The 17533-nt window shown below is 64.0% G+C and carries 17 protein-coding genes; 12 read left to right on the top strand and 5 right to left on the bottom strand.

What is annotated here, in order from left to right; all coding sequences use genetic code 11:
* The first annotated feature begins 87 nt into the window (after window positions 1-87).
* The 6 genes from ileS (at window position 88) to mutL (ending at window position 8901) form a co-directional block, all read left to right on the top strand.
* Window positions 88-3030 carry an isoleucine--tRNA ligase gene (gene ileS, locus QZY01_RS17960; protein WP_294539956.1) on the top strand — a complete coding sequence of 981 codons (2943 nt, stop codon included), beginning with the start codon at window positions 88-90 and terminating at the stop codon, window positions 3028-3030.
* Window positions 3027-3545, top strand: a complete 519-nt coding sequence (lspA, locus tag QZY01_RS17955; protein ID WP_294539954.1) for a signal peptidase II — start codon at window positions 3027-3029, stop codon at window positions 3543-3545. Before ileS ends, lspA begins: the two co-directional genes overlap by 4 nt.
* Before the next feature lie 77 nt (window positions 3546-3622).
* On the top strand, window positions 3623-4318 hold the full coding sequence (locus QZY01_RS17950) for a hypothetical protein (protein WP_294539952.1): 696 nt from the start codon (window positions 3623-3625) through the stop codon (window positions 4316-4318).
* Between the two features lie 110 nt (window positions 4319-4428).
* A complete protein-coding gene (locus QZY01_RS17945; RefSeq protein ID WP_294539950.1) occupies window positions 4429-5775 on the top strand; it encodes a pitrilysin family protein in 1347 nt (448 codons plus the stop codon).
* 21 nt (window positions 5776-5796) lie between these two features.
* Window positions 5797-7089 (top strand): pitrilysin family protein, encoded by a 1293-nt coding sequence (locus tag QZY01_RS17940; protein ID WP_294539948.1) that lies wholly within the window; start codon window positions 5797-5799, stop codon window positions 7087-7089.
* A 3-nt stretch (window positions 7090-7092) separates the two neighbouring features.
* Window positions 7093-8901 carry a DNA mismatch repair endonuclease MutL gene (gene mutL, locus QZY01_RS17935; protein ID WP_294539946.1) on the top strand — a complete coding sequence of 603 codons (1809 nt, stop codon included), beginning with the start codon at window positions 7093-7095 and terminating at the stop codon, window positions 8899-8901.
* A gap of 27 nt (window positions 8902-8928) precedes the next feature.
* Here the strand turns inward: mutL and QZY01_RS17930 are convergent, their stop codons facing one another.
* The gene (locus tag QZY01_RS17930) at window positions 8929-9891 is read right to left on the bottom strand and encodes an ATP-binding protein (RefSeq protein ID WP_294539944.1); all 963 of its coding nucleotides are present in this window, start codon (window positions 9889-9891) and stop codon (window positions 8929-8931) included.
* 153 nt (window positions 9892-10044) lie between these two features.
* On the opposite strand from QZY01_RS17930, the gene QZY01_RS17925 reads away from it, so the two are divergent.
* From QZY01_RS17925 to QZY01_RS17905, 5 genes are all read left to right on the top strand, one after another.
* A complete protein-coding gene (locus QZY01_RS17925) occupies window positions 10045-10251 on the top strand; it encodes a SlyX family protein (protein ID WP_294539942.1) in 207 nt (68 codons plus the stop codon).
* Between the two features lie 110 nt (window positions 10252-10361).
* Window positions 10362-11060, top strand: a complete 699-nt coding sequence (locus QZY01_RS17920; protein ID WP_294539940.1) for a phosphatidylserine decarboxylase — start codon at window positions 10362-10364, stop codon at window positions 11058-11060.
* A 49-nt stretch (window positions 11061-11109) separates the two neighbouring features.
* Complete coding sequence (locus QZY01_RS17915) at window positions 11110-11913, top strand: phosphatidylcholine/phosphatidylserine synthase (RefSeq protein WP_294539982.1); 804 nt, start codon at window positions 11110-11112, stop codon at window positions 11911-11913.
* Between the two features lie 7 nt (window positions 11914-11920).
* Window positions 11921-12826, top strand: coding sequence for a PhzF family phenazine biosynthesis protein (locus tag QZY01_RS17910; protein ID WP_294539938.1), 906 nt, complete (start codon window positions 11921-11923; stop codon window positions 12824-12826).
* Between the two features lie 18 nt (window positions 12827-12844).
* A complete protein-coding gene (locus QZY01_RS17905) occupies window positions 12845-13177 on the top strand; it encodes an SH3 domain-containing protein (RefSeq protein ID WP_294539936.1) in 333 nt (110 codons plus the stop codon).
* A gap of 109 nt (window positions 13178-13286) precedes the next feature.
* On the opposite strand, the gene QZY01_RS17900 is transcribed toward QZY01_RS17905, so the two are convergent.
* The 4 genes from QZY01_RS17900 to rpiA are packed head-to-tail and all read right to left on the bottom strand — an operon-like array spanning window position 13287 to window position 16623.
* Complete coding sequence (locus tag QZY01_RS17900; RefSeq protein WP_294539980.1) at window positions 13287-13967, bottom strand: SOS response-associated peptidase; 681 nt, start codon at window positions 13965-13967, stop codon at window positions 13287-13289.
* Between the two features lie 5 nt (window positions 13968-13972).
* Window positions 13973-15358 carry a glutathione-disulfide reductase gene (gene gorA / locus QZY01_RS17895; RefSeq protein ID WP_294539930.1) on the bottom strand — a complete coding sequence of 462 codons (1386 nt, stop codon included), beginning with the start codon at window positions 15356-15358 and terminating at the stop codon, window positions 13973-13975.
* Window positions 15359-15383: 25 nt separating this feature from the next.
* Window positions 15384-15896: a DUF2059 domain-containing protein gene (locus tag QZY01_RS17890; RefSeq protein ID WP_294539928.1), complete on the bottom strand. Its 513-nt coding sequence runs from the start codon at window positions 15894-15896 to the stop codon at window positions 15384-15386.
* 13 nt (window positions 15897-15909) lie between these two features.
* Window positions 15910-16623 carry a ribose-5-phosphate isomerase RpiA gene (gene rpiA / locus QZY01_RS17885; protein ID WP_294539925.1) on the bottom strand — a complete coding sequence of 238 codons (714 nt, stop codon included), beginning with the start codon at window positions 16621-16623 and terminating at the stop codon, window positions 15910-15912.
* A gap of 136 nt (window positions 16624-16759) precedes the next feature.
* On the opposite strand from rpiA, the gene QZY01_RS17880 reads away from it, so the two are divergent.
* The gene (locus tag QZY01_RS17880; protein WP_294539977.1) at window positions 16760-17497 is read left to right on the top strand and encodes an SDR family NAD(P)-dependent oxidoreductase; all 738 of its coding nucleotides are present in this window, start codon (window positions 16760-16762) and stop codon (window positions 17495-17497) included.
* Window positions 17498-17533: the final 36 nt, after the last annotated feature.

The raw sequence follows: 17533 nt of genomic DNA, 5'->3' as shown, positions 1-17533 counted from the left end.
CCGGTCCGCGCCTGATCTGTTTCAGACGCGCGCCGGGAGGTTCCGCACGACCTTGTCGCCGATAACATTTTCCGCGAGTTCCGACTTATGACCGAAAAAACCGGCCCCGATTATTCCGCGACTCTTTATCTGCCGCGCACCGATTTCCCCATGCGCGCCGGCCTGCCGAAAAAGGAGCCGGAATTGCTGGCCCATTGGGCCGAGATCGGCCTCACCGAGAAAATGCGCGAAGCCGGCGCGGGCAAACCGAAATTCGTGCTGCACGACGGCCCTCCCTACGCCAATGGCAACATCCACATCGGCCATGCGCTCAACAAGATCTTGAAGGATCTGGTGACCCGGTCGCAGCGCATGCTGGGCAAGGACGCCCATTACGTGCCGGGCTGGGACTGCCACGGCCTGCCGATCGAATGGAAGATCGAGGAGCAATATCGCGCCAAGGGCCGCAACAAGGACGACGTGCCGGTGGTGGAGTTCCGGCAGGAATGCCGGGCCTTCGCCGAAAGCTGGCTCGATGTGCAGCGCGAGGAATTCGTCCGCCTCGGCGTCGCCGGCGACTGGGCGGGACGCTACGCCACCATGGATTTCCCGGCCGAAAGCATCATCGCACGCGAAATCATGAAATTCGCCGCCAATGGCCTGCTTTATCGCGGCTCCAAGCCGGTGATGTGGTCGGTGGTGGAAAAGACCGCGCTCGCCGAAGCCGAAGTCGAATATGAGGACCACACCTCGGATTGGGTGTTTGTGGCTTTTCCGGTGAAGGGGCAGGAGGCGAGCGTCGTCATCTGGACGACGACGCCATGGACCTTGCCGGGCAATCGCGCCATCTCCTTTTCGCGTCGCATCTCTTACGGCCTCTACCGCGTGACCTCCGCGCCCGAAGGCAATTGGGCCAGGGCCGGCGCGACCTATGTGCTCGCCGACAAGCTTGCGGAAAGCGCGATGCAGGCCGCGAAGGTCGAGGTTTTCGAGCGGCTTAGCGAGGTGCCCGGAAGCGAATTGGCGGCGCTCTCCTGCGCACATCCGCTCGCCGCGCTCGGCTATGATTTCGATGTTCCTTTGCTCGACGGCGACCATGTCACCGACGACGCGGGTACGGGTTTCGTCCATACCGCGCCCGGCCATGGCCGCGAGGATTTCGACATCTGGATGGCCTCGGGCCGGTTGCTGCACGAGCGCGGCATCGATTCGCGTATTCCCTACACCGTGGATGCCGACGGTTTTTACACCGACGAGGTTCCGGGCTTCCCGGGCGCGCGCGTCATCGACGACAAGGGCGCCAAGGGCGACGCCAACGAGCGGGTCATCAAGGCGCTGGTCGAGGCGGGTGCGCTGCTGGCGCGCGGGCGCCTGAAACATCAATATCCGCACAGCTGGCGCTCGAAAAAGCCGGTGATCTTCCGCAATACGCCGCAATGGTTCATTGCGATGGACAAGCCTTTCGCCATCGGCGGGGCGCCGTCCAATGGCGCGACGCTGCGCGAAGTCGCGCTCGAAGAAATCGCCCGCACGCGCTGGGTGCCGGCGGCGGGCGAGAATCGCATCACCGGCATGATCGCCAACCGCCCGGACTGGGTGGTGTCGCGCCAGCGCGCCTGGGGCGTGCCGATCGCGGTTTTCGTCAAGAAAGGCGGCCACGAAATCCTGGTTGACGACAAGGTCAATGCCCGCATCGTCGCCGCCTTCGCGGAAGAAGGCGCCGACGCGTGGTACAGGGATGGCGCCGCGGAAAAATTTCTCGCGCCCGATCACGACCCCGCCGATTATGAAAAGATCGACGACGTGCTCGACGTCTGGTTCGATTCCGGCTCGACCCACGCCTTCACCCTCGAAGACCCGACAAACTTCCCGAGCCTTGCCGGCATCCGCCGCCGCCATGACGGCGGACCGGACGAGGTGATGTACCTCGAAGGCTCCGACCAGCATCGCGGCTGGTTCCACTCCTCGCTGCTGGAAAGCTGCGGCACGCGCGGCCGCGCGCCCTATGATTCCGTCCTGACCCATGGGTTCGTCCTCGATGAAAAGGGACGGAAAATGTCGAAATCGCTCGGCAATGTCATCGCGCCGCAAAGCGTCATCAAGGATTCCGGCGCCGACATCCTGCGCCTGTGGGTGGCGGCGTCGGATTATTCCGACGATCTGCGCATCGGCAAAGAAATTCTGGCCACTTTTTCCGAAACCTACCGCAAACTGCGCAACACCCTGCGCTGGATGCTCGGCGCGCTGGCCCATTTCGACCCCGCGCAGGCCGTGACGCGCGAAGACATGCCCGAACTGGAGCGGGCGATCCTGCATCGCCTCGCCGAGATCGACGCCCAGGTCCGCGAATCTTACGCCCAGTTCGATTACAAGAAAGTCGTGGCGCTGCTGTCGGCCTTCATGACCGGCGACCTGTCGGCGTTTTACTTCGATATCCGCAAGGATTGCCTCTACTGCGACCCGCCTTCGAGCCAGGCGCGCAAGGCGGCGCTGACGGCGATCGATCTTTTATGCGACGCGCTGCTGAAATTCCTCGCGCCGATCCTGTGCTTTACGGCCGAGGAAGCCTGGCAGGGGTTTCGCCCGCAAGCGGCGGCGTCGATCCACCTGACCCAGTTCCCGTCCGGGCTGGAAATCTGGCGCGACGAGCCGCTGGCGGCGAAATGGCGGACGATCCGTCGCCTCCGCGCCGTCGTCACCGGGGCGCTCGAAATCGAGCGTTCGGCGAAAAACATCGGTTCGTCACTGGAGGCCGATCCGCAGGTTTATATTGCCGACGCCAATCTGCGCGCGGCGCTCGAAGGGGTCGATTTCGCAGATATCTGCATTACCTCGGCCATGGAGATCGTCGCCGGCGAACCGCCGCCGGACGCTTTCACCTTGCCGGAAACGCCGGGCGTCGGCGTGGTCAGCCGCCGCGCGCAGGGGCGCAAATGCGCGCGTTCGTGGCGGATTTCGCCGCTGGTCGGCGCCGACCCGGAATTTCCCGAGGTGACGCCGCGCGATGCGCAGGCCTTGCGCGAATTGCGCGCTCTGGGCCTGTGGTCGTGAGCTTTTCGCCCGCAACGCGCCGCCGCTGGCTTGGCTTCGGCGTCGCCGCCCTTGTGCTGGCGCTCGATCAGGCGAGCAAGTTTTGGGCGATCGGCCTGCTCGGCGGGCCGGAGCGTCCGGTCATTGCGTTGACGCCGTTTCTCGCTTTGACCCTGAGCTGGAATCGCGGCATCGCCTATACGATGCTGCGCTCCGACGGCGATCTCGGCCGCTACGCGCTCGTCGGCGTGGCGCTGATCGCTGTGGCTTTCCTTGCGGTCTGGCTGTGGCGCGCGCGCGGGCCGGCGGCGGCGGCGGGGTTCGGCTGCCTGATCGGCGGCGCGCTCGGCAACGCCTCCGACCGGCTGGTTCACGGCGCGGTGGCGGATTTCCTCTATTTTCACACGCCATTTTCGCTGGGGCCTTTGTCGAATTACGTGTTCAACCTCGCCGACGCGGCGATTGTTGCCGGTGTGGCGCTGTTGTTATATGACTCCCTCGCGACGCCCGAGCCAGACAAGACCCGGAAGGCGTGAAAATGCCGTGAAATCGCCTTGAAGGCGCGTTAGACCTCCGCAATTCGGGCTTTGGCGAGACGTTTCGAGGTTAGACCATGGATTTGACGAAAAACGCATTCTGCAAGAACATCGTGGGCTCCGCCCGCTTTTTTGTTTTGTCCTGCGTGATGATCGGAGGAGCGGTCGCCGTTTCCGGCGCCCCGGCTTGCGCGGAGGAAGCCGGGATCTGGGACAAGGTCATGAACACGGTCGGCTTCGGCGCCAAGCCGGCCGACAAGGCCCCCGCCACTCCCGCGTCCGGCAATTCGCTCCAGATCAATCCGGTCCAGACCACCCCGGTCCAGGGCAGCGCAGTCCAGGGCGTCCCGGTCCAAGCCAACCCTGTCCAAGTTAATCCAGTCCAAGGCAATCCTGTCCGGGGCAACCCGGCTCCAGTCAACCCGGTCCAGGCCGCTCCCGCCCAATCCACACTGGTCCCGGCGCCGGTTGCGGTCGCTCCTGAAAAGCCGGGCATGTTCGACAATATCTGGAAGGCGGTCGGCCTCGGCGGCCCCAAGCCGAGCGAATCGATCGACTATAGCGAGCGACCGAAACTCGCTGTGCCGCAGCAGCGGGTGCTGCCGCCGCCGCGCGAGAGCGGACCGCGCGCCATCGCGCGAAACCCGGAAAACGAGGCCTTGACGAAGCCGCCGGCAGAATATCTGCAAAAGGTGCCCGGCGCCGACGGTCAGGTTTCCGGCCTGAAGGACGGCGATTTCTCCAAGGACAAGAAGTTCTTCGGCCTGTTCTGACGCGGCTGCGCGTTTGTTCGGTGTTTTTTGCAAGCCGGGGCTGTGGTTCCGGCTTTCGCGTTCTATATTGGTTGATAGATCCCGTTACCTCGACCACAAGGACGCGCGCATTGGTTAACCCTGTCTCGGCTTTCCCCTCAAGCGCGGCGAAAGAGCAGCCGCCGGGCAACGGAGAGGGCCGCGACCGCCACTCCGGCCCTCGCGTAGACCATTTCACCCTCGACAACGGCATGAAAGTGGTGGTTATTCCCGACCACCGCGCGCCCGTTGTCACCCACATGGTCTGGTATCGCAACGGTTCGGCCGACGATCCGCGCGGCAAGAGCGGCATCGCCCATTTCCTCGAACATCTGATGTTCAAGGGCACCCACGTCCACAAGCAGGGCGAATTCTCCCATGTGGTGGCGGAACTGGGCGGCCAGGAAAACGCCTTCACTTCATACGATTACACCGCCTATTTCCAGCGCGTGGCGCGCGAACATCTGCGCACGGTGATGGAATTCGAAGCCGACCGCATGACCGGCCTGACCCTGACCGACGAGATCGTCGCGCCCGAACGCGATGTGGTGCTGGAAGAGCGGCGGATGCGCTCCGACACCGATCCCGCCTCGCAACTCGACGAGGCGATGAACGCCGCGCTCTACACCCATCATTCCTATGGCGTGCCGGTGATCGGCTGGGGCCATGAGATCGAGACCCTGTCGCGCCAGGACGCGCTCGACTATTACCGCCGGTTCTACACGCCGGAAAACGCCATTCTCGTCGTCGCCGGCGATGTCGAGGCGCCCGAGGTCGAGCTGCTCGCGCGAGAGACCTATGGCAAGACCCCGGCGCGCGGCGAGGCGCCGGTGCGCGACCGTCCGCGCGAACCCCAGCCCCGCGCGCAAAGGCTGGTGAAACTCGCCGACCCCAAAGTCGAGCAGCCCGCGTTCGAGCGCATCTATCTCGTCCCCTCGGCCCGCACCGCGAAAAAGGGCGAATCGGAAGCTCTGGACGTGCTCGCGCATCATCTGGGCGGCGGCCAGACCAGCCTGTTCTATCGCCGGCTGGTGCTTGAGCAGAAAAAGGCGGTCATGGCCGGGGCCTATTATTTCGCCGACGCGCTCGACGATAGCCGGTTCTTTGTCTTCGCCATGCCTGCCGAAGGCGTGTCGCTGGAGGAACTGGAAAGCGCCATCGACGAAGTGCTGAGCGAGGCCGCGCGCGAGGGCGTCAGCGCCGCCGATGTCGCCCGCGCCGCGACGCGGCTCGTCGCCGACGCCGTCTATGCGCAGGACAATCAGGCGAGTCTCGCGCGCTGGTTCGGCGCGGCGCTGTCCAATGGCGAGACCGTCGAGGACGTGCTGGGCTGGAGCGGCCGCATCGAGGCGGTCAGCGTCGAGGACGTGGCGAAAGCGTTCCAGTGGCTGGACCGCAAGCGCGCCGTCAGCGGCTATCTGCTCAAGGAAGAAGTCTGAAATTTCAAAGAAACGAGTCCCATGAACGTTCCCGTCCCTGCCGTTTCCCGCGCCGAGCGCGTCCAGCATGTCGTCAGCCCGGGCGGCGTCAAAGCCTGGCTGGTCGAGGATTACGCCGTGCCGCTGGCGGCGGTGGAGTTTTCCTTCGCCGGCGGCGCGTCGCAGGACCCGCCCGGCAAGGCGGGCGCCGGCGCCCTGCTCGCCGCCCTGCTCGACGAAGGCGCGGGCGATCTCGATGCGGAAGCCTTTCATCGCGCCCTCGACGATCACGCCATCCGCCTCAGCTTCAATGTCGAGCGCGACGAATTCGGCGGACGTTTGCAGACGCTCTCGCGCCATATCGACAAGGCCTTCGAATTGCTGGCGCTGGCGGTCAATGCGCCGCGTCTCGACGCCGCGCCGCTGGAGCGGGTGCGCGGGCAGGTCAACGCCATGCTCAAGCGCGAGTCGAAAGAGCCCGACGCCATGGCGGCGCAGGCCTGGCGGCGGGCCGCCTGGCCCGATCATCCCTATGCGCGCTCGCCGCGCGGCGAGTTGGGTGAAATCGACGCCGTCACCCGCGACGATCTGGTCGAACTGCGGCGCCGGATTCTGGCGCGCGACACGCTGAAAATCGCCGTGGTCGGCGCCATCGACGCGGCACGGCTCGCCGCCCATGTCGACGCGGTTTTCGCCGGCCTGCCGGCCAGGGCCGATCTCGCGCCGGTCCCGGCGATCGAGGTTCATGGGCTGGGGCGGCGAATCGTCGTCGATTTCGACGTGCCGCAGGCCAATATCCGCTTCGGCCGGCCGGGCATCGCCCGCGCCGACAAGGATTATATCGCAGCCATGGTGGTCAACCATATTCTGGGCGGCGGCTCCTTCACCTCGCGGCTGTTTCAGGAAGTGCGCGAAAAGCGCGGCCTCACCTATTCGGTCTATTCCTCGCTGACCACCGCCGAAAGCAGCCCGTCGCTGATCGGCGCCACCTCGACCAAGAACGAGCGCGCCGGCGAGTCGCTCGGCGTGATCGAGGCCGAATGCGCGCGGCTCGCCGCAGAGGGACCGACGGCGGACGAATTGGAAAAAGCCAAGAAATTCCTCACCGGCTCCTATGCCCTGCGTTTCGACACCTCGACCAAGATCGCCGGCCATCTTTTGCATCTGCAACGCGAGGGGTTCGACGCCGGCTATCTCGACCGCCGCAATTCGGAAGTCGAGGCGGTGACGCTCGAAGACGCGAATCGCGTCGCCAAAAGGCTGATCGGCGACGCCAGGCTGCTGGTGGCCATCGTCGGACGGCCCGAAGGCCTTGTCGAGAACGACGCCGCCTGAAACATGACCATCCGCCGGCTCGATTCCATCCTCGCCGACCGCATCGCCGCCGGCGAGGTGGTCGAGCGGCCGAGCGCCGCCGTCAAGGAACTCGTCGAAAACGCCCTCGACGCCGGCGCGAGCCGCATCGACGTTACGATTGAAGGCGGCGGCCAGAAACTGATTCGCGTCATCGACGACGGCGCCGGCATGGACGCCGCGGATCTCGCCTGGTGCGTCGAACGCCACGCCACTTCCAAAATCCCCGACGGCGACCTGACCAACATCGACACGCTCGGTTTTCGCGGCGAGGCGCTGCCTTCGATCGCCTCGGTGGCGCGGCTGGAGATTTTAACGCGCGCCCGGGGCGCCGAACATGGCTGGGGCCTGCGCGTCGAATTCGGCGAGGTCGGCGCGCTCGCGCCCGCCGCGCTTTCGCAGGGCGCGCGCGTCGAGGTGCGCGACCTGTTCGCCGCTGTTCCGGCGCGGCTCAAATTCCTGAAAAGCCCGCGCGCCGAGGCGTTGGCCGTGGCCGATGCGGTCAAGAGACTGGCCATGGCCCATCCGCAGGTGCGCTTCTCGCTCGGCGGCGAAGGTCTTTCCGGCTTCGACCATCCGGCCTGCGCGCCCGGCGTCGAGGGCCTGCTGGCGCGGCTGACCCAGGTTCTCGGCCGCGATTTCCGCGACAATGCGCTGGCCGTCGACTCGGAGCGCGAGGGCGTCCGGCTGTGGGGCTACGCCGGCCTGCCGACCTGGCACCGCGCCAACGCGCTGGCGCAATATGTCTTCGTCAACGGCCGTCCGGTGCGCGACCGCCAGATCGCCGGGGCCATCCGCGCCGCCTATAGGGATTATCTTGCCGCCGACCGTCATCCGAGCCTCGCGCTGTTCCTCGAATCGCCGCCCGCGATGGTCGACGTCAATGTCCATCCGGCCAAGGCGGAGGTGCGTTTCGCCGATCCGGGACTGATCCGGGGCCTCGTCATCGGCTCGCTCAGGCAGAGCCTGGCCGGCGCCCTGCATCGCGCGACGCCGAGCCATGCGCCGGCGGCCCTGCGCAAATTCGCCGGCCTGCCGCCAGCCCGCTCAAACAGCGGACTCTTGGCGCCTTCGGCGCGCCATTGGGACTGGCGCGATTCGCCGGCCGCGCCCGATTCGCCGGGGTTCGACGAGACGCCGAAAGGCTTCGACGACGCCGCGCCTATGGCCGACGCGCGGGCGCATGAGGCCGCGCCATCGCCCGACGATCTCGCGGCGCCGCTCGGCGCGGCGCGGGCCCAAATTCACGAGACTTATATTCTGGCCCAGACCCGCGACGGCCTCGTGCTGGTCGATCAGCACGCCGCCCATGAACGGCTGGTCTACGAACGGCTCAAACGCGCGCGCGCCGAACAGGGCGTGGCGCGTCAGGCGCTGCTGTCGCCGCTGGTGGTCGATTTCGACGAGGCCGACGCGGCGCGTCTCGTCGAAGCCGGCGACCTTCTGGCCTCGCTCGGTCTCGTCGTGGAATCTTTCGGTCCCGGCGCGGTGGCGGCGCATGAGGCGCCCGCCGGGATGAAACTTTCGGCCATCGAGCCCTTGCTGCGCGACCTCGCCGATTCGCTCGCGGAGGACGGGCAGGCGGCGCCGCTCGAAAAAAGGCTCGACCATGTGCTGGCGACCATGGCCTGCCATCATTCGGTGCGCGCCGGGCGGCGGTTGGCGCCGGAAGAAATGAATGCGCTGCTGCGCGAAATGGAGCGCACGCCGGGCGCGGGCCAATGCAACCACGGCCGCCCGACCTATGTCGAACTCAAGCTCGCCGACATCGAAAAACTATTCGGCCGGCGGTAATTCTACAGGCGTTTTGAATATCAGTTTTTATAAATTTGCGAGTCTTGGAAACCCTAAAAAATTGTCGCCAATTTGATAAGTGCCTTCCTCCGTCAATACAAAATGTCCCATCTGATTGAAACTAAAGCCGGGACATGCTATTGCATATCCGAGACCGTATATCTTGTTTTTTTGTATTTTTATTTCTGCCGAACCAGCTTTATATGAAACTTCTTTAAATATGGGCATTTTTCCAGGAACGCTATGATTTCCTTCGTACAGATGGACAGAAACCGTTTTTAATATATCGTTATCTTCATTTTTTAATTCGACCGACGATTTGCGCGTATATTGTCCGAAATTCGATAATTCTTGAATTATTCTCGTATCTATAGCGATGGTTATCGAGGCGTATAGAACAGGTTCGGAGGATAGATTTGTTAATGCGGCAGTCAGATTTGCGATAACCGTTCCATCGGGCTCATTTTTAAATTCTTCGATGCTAAACTTAATTACGGGATGTGGCGTGGTCGAACGGCGGAGTATATCTCTTACTTCGTAGTTCTCCATAGGAATCGACTGAAAATTATATCGCTTATAATATTTATTATCTTTCGCCATGTGTGGCGCTAAACTTGTAGCTTGAGGGATATCAATAATGAACGCAGCATAACCGGACGGAAGTTGAATTTGTTTGATAATTATTCCGGAAATTCGGGGGTTTATATTTGAATTAATTAATTGCTCAATTCGCTCTTTTGTCATTATCTCTGGATTGATCCCCGTATCAATGCTTATTGGAATATGTTTGTCCTCAATTATTCCATAAATTATCTGCCCTCCAGCTGAGTTGGCAAACGCGGACACGTCGACAGTTAATTCGTTGACCTTATTGCTATCTATATTTGCAAGTTTTGCCGAACGTTTGTAATCCAAGTTAAGGTTTTCTTGAATCTTGTTGTCGATAAGCGCTTGCAGATCGGACATTTCCCAATCGGTGATGTGCTTCAATTTGCCCTCCAGTCGGCGGCAGTGACCGCGACTCAATAAAAAAATACCTACCACAAGATTCGCTAATTTAAAAAATGGATCCGGTCGCCGCGACCTATCACAAATCGAATGGCGCTTACCGACGGAAAGAATTAGAATCGAGGGAGATGTACCATGACCGCCGCACAGCAACTCGCCCGCATCGATGCGCTGGAGGCGCATAGCGCGCATCAGGATCGCGCCGTGGCCGAACTCAGCGACGCCGTCGCCGCACAATGGACACGGATCGACGCACTGACCCGCGAAGTGCTGCGGCTGCGCGAGGAATTGCGCGGCATGAGCCAGACCAGCGCCCCGGAAAAGCCGCCGCCGCATTATTGAAAACGCAGTGGAAGCATGAAATTCCTCCCCCGGCGCAGCGTGACTTTGCCGTGTTTTGATGCGACAACAGCGCCGCGAACCTCTTCTCTTCTCATTGAGTTGGAGCGCCCATGTCGATCCTCGATTCCGTCCGCAAGCAGATCGCCCCGATCCACCCCGAGGGCTATATTTTCGTCGCCCTGTTCGGCATTGTCGCCCTGATCCTGCATTGGCTATGGGCCCCGCTGGGTTGGCTCGCCGGTCTCGCCACGCTCTGGTGCGCCTATTTCTTTCGTGATCCGGCGCGCGTCACCCCGGTGCTCGAAGGGCTGGTGGTCGCGCCCGCTGATGGAACGATCTGTTCGATCGGACAATTCGCGCCGCCGCCGGAACTTGGCCTCGGGCCGGAGCCGATGCAGCGCCTCAGCATTTTCATGAGCGTTTTCGACTGCCATGTGAACCGTGCGCCCGTCACCGGACGCATCTCGCGCATCGCCTACAAGCCCGGCCTGTTCGTCAACGCCGATCTCAACAAGGCGAGCGAGGATAATGAACGCAATGGCCTGATTATCGATTCGCCGCTGGGGCGTTTCGGCGTGGTGCAGATCGCCGGCCTGATCGCGCGGCGCATCGTCTCCTTCGTGCAGGAAGGCCAGAGTCTCGGCGTCGGCGAGCGTTTCGGACTGATTCGCTTCGGTTCGCGCGTCGATCTCTATATGCCGCCCGGCTCGCGCATTCTGGTCGGCGTCGGCGCGAAGACCATAGCCGGCGAAACCGTCATCGCCGATTTCCGCCCCGGCGAGCCCGAACGCCATTTCAAGGTCGGATGACATGACGGGCGACGACTTGGGAGACGACTTGGCCGCCGACGCCAACGGCATCCCGGTCGAATCCAGCGGGCCCGCCCACGCGACCTACAAGCCGCCGGGCCTGCGCGGCCTGCCGCTGCGTTTTGTCGTTCCCAATGTGGTGACCTTGCTGGCGCTTTGCGCCGGCCTGACGGCGATCCGCTTCGCCATCGAGAGCAAGTTCGAATTCGCGGTGCTGGCGATTGTCGTCGCCGCCGTGCTCGATGGCATCGACGGGCGCATCGCCCGGGCGCTCAAAGGCTCGTCGCGCTTTGGCGCGGAACTCGATTCGCTGGCCGATTTCATGGATTTCGGCGTCGCGCCGGGGCTGGTGCTCTATCTCTGGTCGCTGCACCAGCTGAAAACCCCGGGCTGGGTGGCGGTGCTGTTCTTCGCCATCGCCGCCGCGCTGCGGCTCGCGCGTTTCAATGTGATGATCGACGACCCGAACAAGCCGGCCTGGATGGGGCGTTTTTTCACCGGCATGCCGGCGCCGGCGGGCGCCATCGTCGTGCTGCTGCCGCTCTATGTCCACATGGCGCTCGACCTGCCGGCTTCCCGGGGCTTCGCCTGGCTGGAACTGGCCTATGTCGTCGTCATCGCGCTGTTGATGGCGAGCCGCATCCCGCATTTTTCCGGCAAGAGCATCGGACGCGTTCCGCGCGACAAATTCATTTTCGTGCTGTTCGCCACCGTCGCCATTCTCGTGCTGTTGGCGTCTTTCCCGATGGAAATGCTGATTTTCCTCAGCCTCGCCTATCTGGCGATGATTCCCGTGTCGATCCGCGCCTTTGGCCGATTGAGCGAACGCGACGCCGCCGCCAACCGGACCTGAGCCGGCGATGCGCCTCGCCTATCATCTGCTCGATGTTTTCACCGAAAAGCCGCTGGCCGGCAATCCGCTCGCCGTCCTGCCCGAGGCGGATGGCCTAGGTTCGGACCAGATGCAGGCCATTGCGCGTGAATTCAACCTGTCGGAGACGGTTTTCGTATTGAGGCCGCGCAATTCCCTCCACGCGGCGCGGCTGAGGATTTTCACGCCCATCCGGGAGTTGCCTTTTGCCGGCCATCCGACCGTCGGCGCCGCCGCGCTCATCGCGCTGTTGCGCGCCCCTGAAATGATCGCCCGCCAGCCTCTGGGCCTCGTTCTCGAAGAGGAGATCGGTCCGGTCGCCTGCGAGGTCTGGCGTCATAACGGCGCGATTCGGGCGCGATTCGCCGCGCCGCAACCGCCGAAAATTCTCGGCGTTTTGGCGGAGCGCGAAAAAATCGCCGCCGCGCTCGGGCTGGCGGCGGAAGATCTGGGCTTTGACGCCCATCGACCGGTGATCGCCTCGGCGGGTCTCGATTTCGCGTTCATCCCCGTCGCCGGCCTGAATGTGCTGAACCGGCTGGCGCCGAAGTTCGAGATTTTTGGCGCGGCCTTCGGACTGGATTGTCCCGCCGCCTTTGTCTATACGCGCGAGACGAACGACCCGGCCAACCATGTCCAGGCGCGGGTTTTCGCACCGGGCATGGGAGTCGGGGAAGACCCGGCGACCGGCTCCGCAGCCTGCGCTTTCGCCTCCGTCGCCTGCGCTTTCGAACGGCCCGAGGATGGCGAGCATGCGCTGGTCATCGAGCAGGGTTTCGCTGTCGGGCGCCCGAGCCTTATCGCCCTGACTTTGCAGGTCGCAGGCGGCGCATTGACCCAAACCAGCGTCGGCGGCGCCTGCGTCCAGGTCGGCGAGGGGTTTTTGACGATATAGTTGTTTGAGGAAGACAAGATGACGGGGCGCCAACCAGGCCGGTTCTTGATGATCGTCGCGCTCGCCGGCCTTATCGTGGCGGGACAGGCGTGGGCGCAGCAGCCTGCCGCGGGCCTGCCGATGCGAGGCAAATCGCTCGGAGGCGTCGTGCGCGCGGCGCCCGCCATGGCCAGCGCCCGCCTGACCGCCCTCAACGAGGGAAGCGACATCGAGATTCTCGAAAACGCGGGAACCTCAATGAATGGCTATGACTGGTTCAGGATCCGCTACGGCGAAAAAATCGGCTACCAATGGGGCGGCATCATGTGCTCGAAGGCGCCGCTGGCCGGGATTTACCAGACTTGTCCCTGAGAAAAGTCTCTTGCGATTCGGTCGAATCGCAAGAGACTCCGGACTCGTCGATTCGCGCGGTATTCTTGCGAAAAGCCGGCGTCCATTTTTTGCCATGCCGCTTCGGGCATCAGCAGTCGGCCGGCGTCTGGATTTCCGGCCCGTCATTGGCGACGCGATTGACCGCCGCGCCGATGGCGAAAAATTCGATGGCGCCTTCGGCCGCCGGGCGCAGCAGGTTCAGGCGCGGCGGGCGGGTCTCGTCGGGGTCGAGCCAGGCGTCGAAATCTTCCCTTTCGATCAATGCCGGCATGCGGTCGTGAATCGCCGCCGTGGCGCCATTGGCCATGGTGGTGACGATGCAGGCAGTGTCGATTTCGGCGCCCGAAGGGTCGATGAACGTCTCCCACAGCCCGGCGAAGGCAAGGAGGCCGCCGCCGGCCCGGCGAAACAGAAACGGCGTTTTCGGTCCCTTGAGATTGGCCCGCCATTCATACCAGCCATCGGCGGGCACAAGGCAGCGCCGGCGCCGCAAGGCGGCTCGAAAACTCGGCTTCTCCGCCAGGGTTTCGGCGCGGGCGTTGAGAATCAGCGGGAATTTCTGCACGTCCTTGACGAAGCCGGGCAGAAATCCCCAGCGCGCGAGCTGAAAATGCCGCGTCGCTCCCTCCGCTTCGCGGCGCGCGCAAATGATCGGGATCGGTTGAGTCGGCGCGATATTATAGCGCGGCGGGAAATTGGGATGTTCCGCATAGCCGAAAAAGGCGCGAACGGCTTCGGGCGGCGAGGTGATGGCGAAACGCCCGCACATCGGGTTCAAACGTCCTCGCGCACAAAGCGTGCGGTCCGCGTTCGCAGGGTGACGAGTTCTTCCGCCGCCGAGGGGTGCAGCGCCATGGTGGCGTCGAAATCGGCCTTCTTGGCTCCTAGCCGCAGCGAAATCGCCAGCAGTTGCGCCATTTCGCCGGCGTCGTCGCCAAGCACATGCACGCCGAGCACGCGGTCGCTGTCGCCATCGACGACGATCTTCATGACGATGCGGTCCGGCCCGCCCGCCAGCGTCGCCTTCATCGGGCGAAAGCTGGTCTGGTAAATATCGACGCAGCGGAATTTTTCGCGCGCCTGCGCCTCGCCGAGCCCGACCGTGCCGAGTTCCGGCGTGGTGAAGACGGCGGTGGGAATGAGATCGTAATCGACCTGCGCCACGCCGCCGCCAAAAAGTCTTTCGGCGAGCAGGTGACCCTCGCGGATGGCGACCGGGGTGAGATTGACGCGATTGGTGACGTCGCCGACCGCATGGATCGAGGCGACCGTGCTGGCCCCATACCCATCCACCTTCACCGCGCCGGCGGCGTCGAGCGCGACGCCCGCCTGTTCCAGCCCAAGCCCCTGGGTGTGCGGCGCGCGGCCGGTGGCGAACAACACCCGGTCCACATCGAGATCGCCGCCATCCGAGAGCCGCAGGCGAAAGGACGATCCGGTCCGGGCGATCGCGGTCGGCAGCACGCCGGGCCGCTGGTCGATCCCGGCGGCGACAAAAGCCTCGCGCAGGCCCTCGCGCAAAGCCCCGTCGAAGCCGCGCAGCACGTTGCTGGCGCGAAACAGCAGCGTGACCTGGGCGCCGAGCCGCGCGAAAATGCTGGCGAATTCCACCGCGATATAGCCGGAGCCGACGACGGCGAGTCGACGGGGAAAGGTTTCGAGGTCGAAAATCTCGTTGGAGCCGATGGCGTGTTCGATTCCCTCAATATCGCGCAAAAAAGTCGGACCGCCGCCGGTGGCGACGAGAATATGCCTTGCCGAAATGACGCGGCCCGAGCGGATGAGCCGCACTTCATGCGGACCGAGAATTTCGGCGCGCTCCTCGAAAATCTCGACGCCGGCCTTGCGCAGATTGGTCTCGTAGATGTTCGACAGCCGCGAAATCTCCGCCTCCTTGGCGGCGACGAGTTTGGGCCAGTCGAATTCCGGCTGTTGCGGAAGTTTCCAGCCGAAGGCCCGCGCCTGTTCGAATTCTTCGGCGAAGCGCGAGGCGTAGACATAGAGTTTTTTCGGCACGCAGCCGCGAATGACGCAGGTTCCGCCGATGCGGAACTCCTCGGCGATCATGCTGCGCGCGCCAAGGTTTGCGGCGATGCGCGCGGCGCGCACGCCGCCCGAACCGGCGCCGATGACGAACAGGTCGGCTTGATAGTCGGTCATCGAAGCGGCGCTCCTTTTAAGGGGGTTAGAATTCGCGGCCCTTTTCGCGCATCTTCTCGCGCACCCGCGTCATCGTCGTGACCGAGGCGTCCCGGCGCCATTCGGCCAGTGCGGCGGCGAGATCGCCGATCAGCGCCGGTTGCGCCGCGACATAGGCCTTGCCCGAGGGACCGGCGAAAAACACCGCGACATCGGCCAGTTCCCGCCGCGACAGGCGGGCCGCGTAAAGCGCCGCCGCGCGGTCTGTCATCGTCTCCGCGAGGGCGTCGAATTCCGGCTGCAATTCAGCCAGCGCCGCGTTCAGATCGGCGACGGCTTCGGGCCGCGTCGCCGCCGCCCGGTTGCGCAAATCCTGGCTCATCTGTTCGACCAGCCCGCGAAACGAGCGGGCGAGGCCGGAATCGACGACCACCAGCCGCGCCAGCCTGAGGCTGTCGGGTTCCGGCGCTTGCGAAGCTTGCGTCTCCTGCGCGCGGGCGGGACCGGCGGCCGCGAAAAAAAGGCCGCAAAAGAAGAGGCGCGCCACCGGGCGGAGCATTTGAAACCCTCCTTCAGCCGTCGAGATCGCCCAAGATTCGGATGCCTTCGGGATCGGCGACGATCACCGCGCTGGCGAGGCCGATGAACAGCCCATGTTCGACCACGCCGGGAATGGCGTTGAGCGCCGCCGCGAGCGCCTCCGGATCGGGAATCGCGCCGAAATCGCAATCGAAGATGGCATGGCCGCCATCGGTCAGGAAATCCTTGTTCTCCAAGTCCTTGCGCAAGGTCACCGGGCCGAAGCAGCCGCTGACGCGCGCGGCGTCCTCGATATGGCGGCGGGTCGCGACCAGACCGAAACGATCCGCCTCGACCGGCAGTTTGAATTTGCCGAGCCGCGAAACCTGCTTGCTCGAATCCGTGATGACCACCATGCGCTGCGAGGCCGCCGCGACGATCTTTTCGCGCAGCAGGGCGCCGCCGCCGCCCTTGATCAGACGCAGTTGATCGTCGAATTCGTCGGCGCCGTCCACGGTCAGGTCGAGTTGCGGCGTCTCGTCGAGCGTCGAGAGCCGCAGGCCGCAGCCCTCGGCCTGCAGGCGGGTGCGCTCGGACGTCGGCACGCAGATCACGGTAAGCCCTTCGCGCGCGCGCTCGCCAAGGCACTGGACGAAATGGGCGGCGGTCGAGCCGGTGCCGAGCCCAAGCCGCATGCCCGAACGCACCAGATCGGCGGCCTGTTCGGCGGCCTGGCGTTTCAGCAATTCGATGGGCGTCAGATTCATGTCGCGCTCCGCAAGTATCCACTTCGGCGATAGCCGCATTGGCGCGGAAAGGCAATGTCGTCTTCGCCGCTTGCCAGTGGTCGCGTCCCTCCCAATGTTGAAGGGATCGAAATGGCCCGGGAGTTTCACCTTGAAAATGATTGGCAACACGATGTTCATCACCGGCGGCGGCTCGGGGATTGGCCGGGCGCTCGCCATCGCCTTCCACACCATGGGCAACAAGGTGATCGTCGCCGGGCGTCGCCGGGGGCCGCTCGAAGAAATGGCGAAAGCCTTTCCCGGCATTGATTTTCGCATCATCGACATGCGCGACGCGCAAAACATCGTCGAGGTCGCCGACTGGTTGGTGATGACCCACCCGGAAGTCAATGTGCTGATCAACAACGCGGGCATCATGGCCGGCGACAAGACCGGCGGCTTCATGGACGACGACCTGACGGTGGCCACCATCGAAACCAACCTGCTCGGCCCGATGCGCCTGACCTCGGCCCTGATCGAACATCTCAAAACCCGTCCCGACGCGGTTCTGGCCAATGTGACCTCGGGGCTGGCCTTCACGCCGCTCGCCCATGCGGCGGTCTATTCGGCGACCAAGGCGGCGCTGCATTCATGGACCTTGTCGCTGCGCTACCGGCTGCGCGGAACGTCGGTGCGGGTGCTCGAAGTGGCGCCGCCCTGGGTGCAGACCGATCTGATGGGCGCCCGCGACGAGCCCCGCGCCATGCCCTTGCAGGATTTCATCGACGAGACCCTGCGCAGCTTCGCCAGCGGCTCCGATGAGGTTCTGGTCGAAAGGGTGAAGGCCTTGCGCGACAATCCCGGCCCGAACGAATGGGCCTTCGTCGAGGAATTCAACGACAGGCTGGCGTATTGATTTTCTTCCCCCCTTGCGCCCGGCGCGCCCGGCTTT

It is taken from the genome of uncultured Rhodoblastus sp., from assembly GCF_903903185.1.
Lineage (GTDB): Bacteria > Pseudomonadota > Alphaproteobacteria > Rhizobiales > Beijerinckiaceae > Rhodoblastus.
This window is presented reverse-complemented; position numbering and strand designations above follow the sequence as displayed.

What these genes read in the sequence shown, in the direction of transcription:
- QZY01_RS17940 (WP_294539948.1), top strand. Translation starts at nt 5,797, where the DNA reads ATGAACGTTCCCGTCCCTGCCGTTTCCCGCGCCGAGCGCGTCCAGCAT.
- QZY01_RS17910 (WP_294539938.1), top strand. Translation starts at nt 11,921, where the DNA reads ATGCGCCTCGCCTATCATCTGCTCGATGTTTTCACCGAAAAGCCGCTG.
- gorA (WP_294539930.1), bottom strand. Translation starts at nt 15,358, where the DNA reads ATGACCGACTATCAAGCCGACCTGTTCGTCATCGGCGCCGGTTCGGGC.
- QZY01_RS17950 (WP_294539952.1), top strand. Translation starts at nt 3,623, where the DNA reads ATGGATTTGACGAAAAACGCATTCTGCAAGAACATCGTGGGCTCCGCC.
- QZY01_RS17920 (WP_294539940.1), top strand. Translation starts at nt 10,362, where the DNA reads ATGTCGATCCTCGATTCCGTCCGCAAGCAGATCGCCCCGATCCACCCC.
- ileS (WP_294539956.1), top strand. Translation starts at nt 88, where the DNA reads ATGACCGAAAAAACCGGCCCCGATTATTCCGCGACTCTTTATCTGCCG.
- QZY01_RS17925 (WP_294539942.1), top strand. Translation starts at nt 10,045, where the DNA reads ATGACCGCCGCACAGCAACTCGCCCGCATCGATGCGCTGGAGGCGCAT.
- QZY01_RS17880 (WP_294539977.1), top strand. Translation starts at nt 16,760, where the DNA reads ATGATTGGCAACACGATGTTCATCACCGGCGGCGGCTCGGGGATTGGC.
- QZY01_RS17905 (WP_294539936.1), top strand. Translation starts at nt 12,845, where the DNA reads ATGACGGGGCGCCAACCAGGCCGGTTCTTGATGATCGTCGCGCTCGCC.
- rpiA (WP_294539925.1), bottom strand. Translation starts at nt 16,623, where the DNA reads ATGAATCTGACGCCCATCGAATTGCTGAAACGCCAGGCCGCCGAACAG.
- QZY01_RS17900 (WP_294539980.1), bottom strand. Translation starts at nt 13,967, where the DNA reads ATGTGCGGGCGTTTCGCCATCACCTCGCCGCCCGAAGCCGTTCGCGCC.
- QZY01_RS17890 (WP_294539928.1), bottom strand. Translation starts at nt 15,896, where the DNA reads ATGCTCCGCCCGGTGGCGCGCCTCTTCTTTTGCGGCCTTTTTTTCGCG.
- mutL (WP_294539946.1), top strand. Translation starts at nt 7,093, where the DNA reads ATGACCATCCGCCGGCTCGATTCCATCCTCGCCGACCGCATCGCCGCC.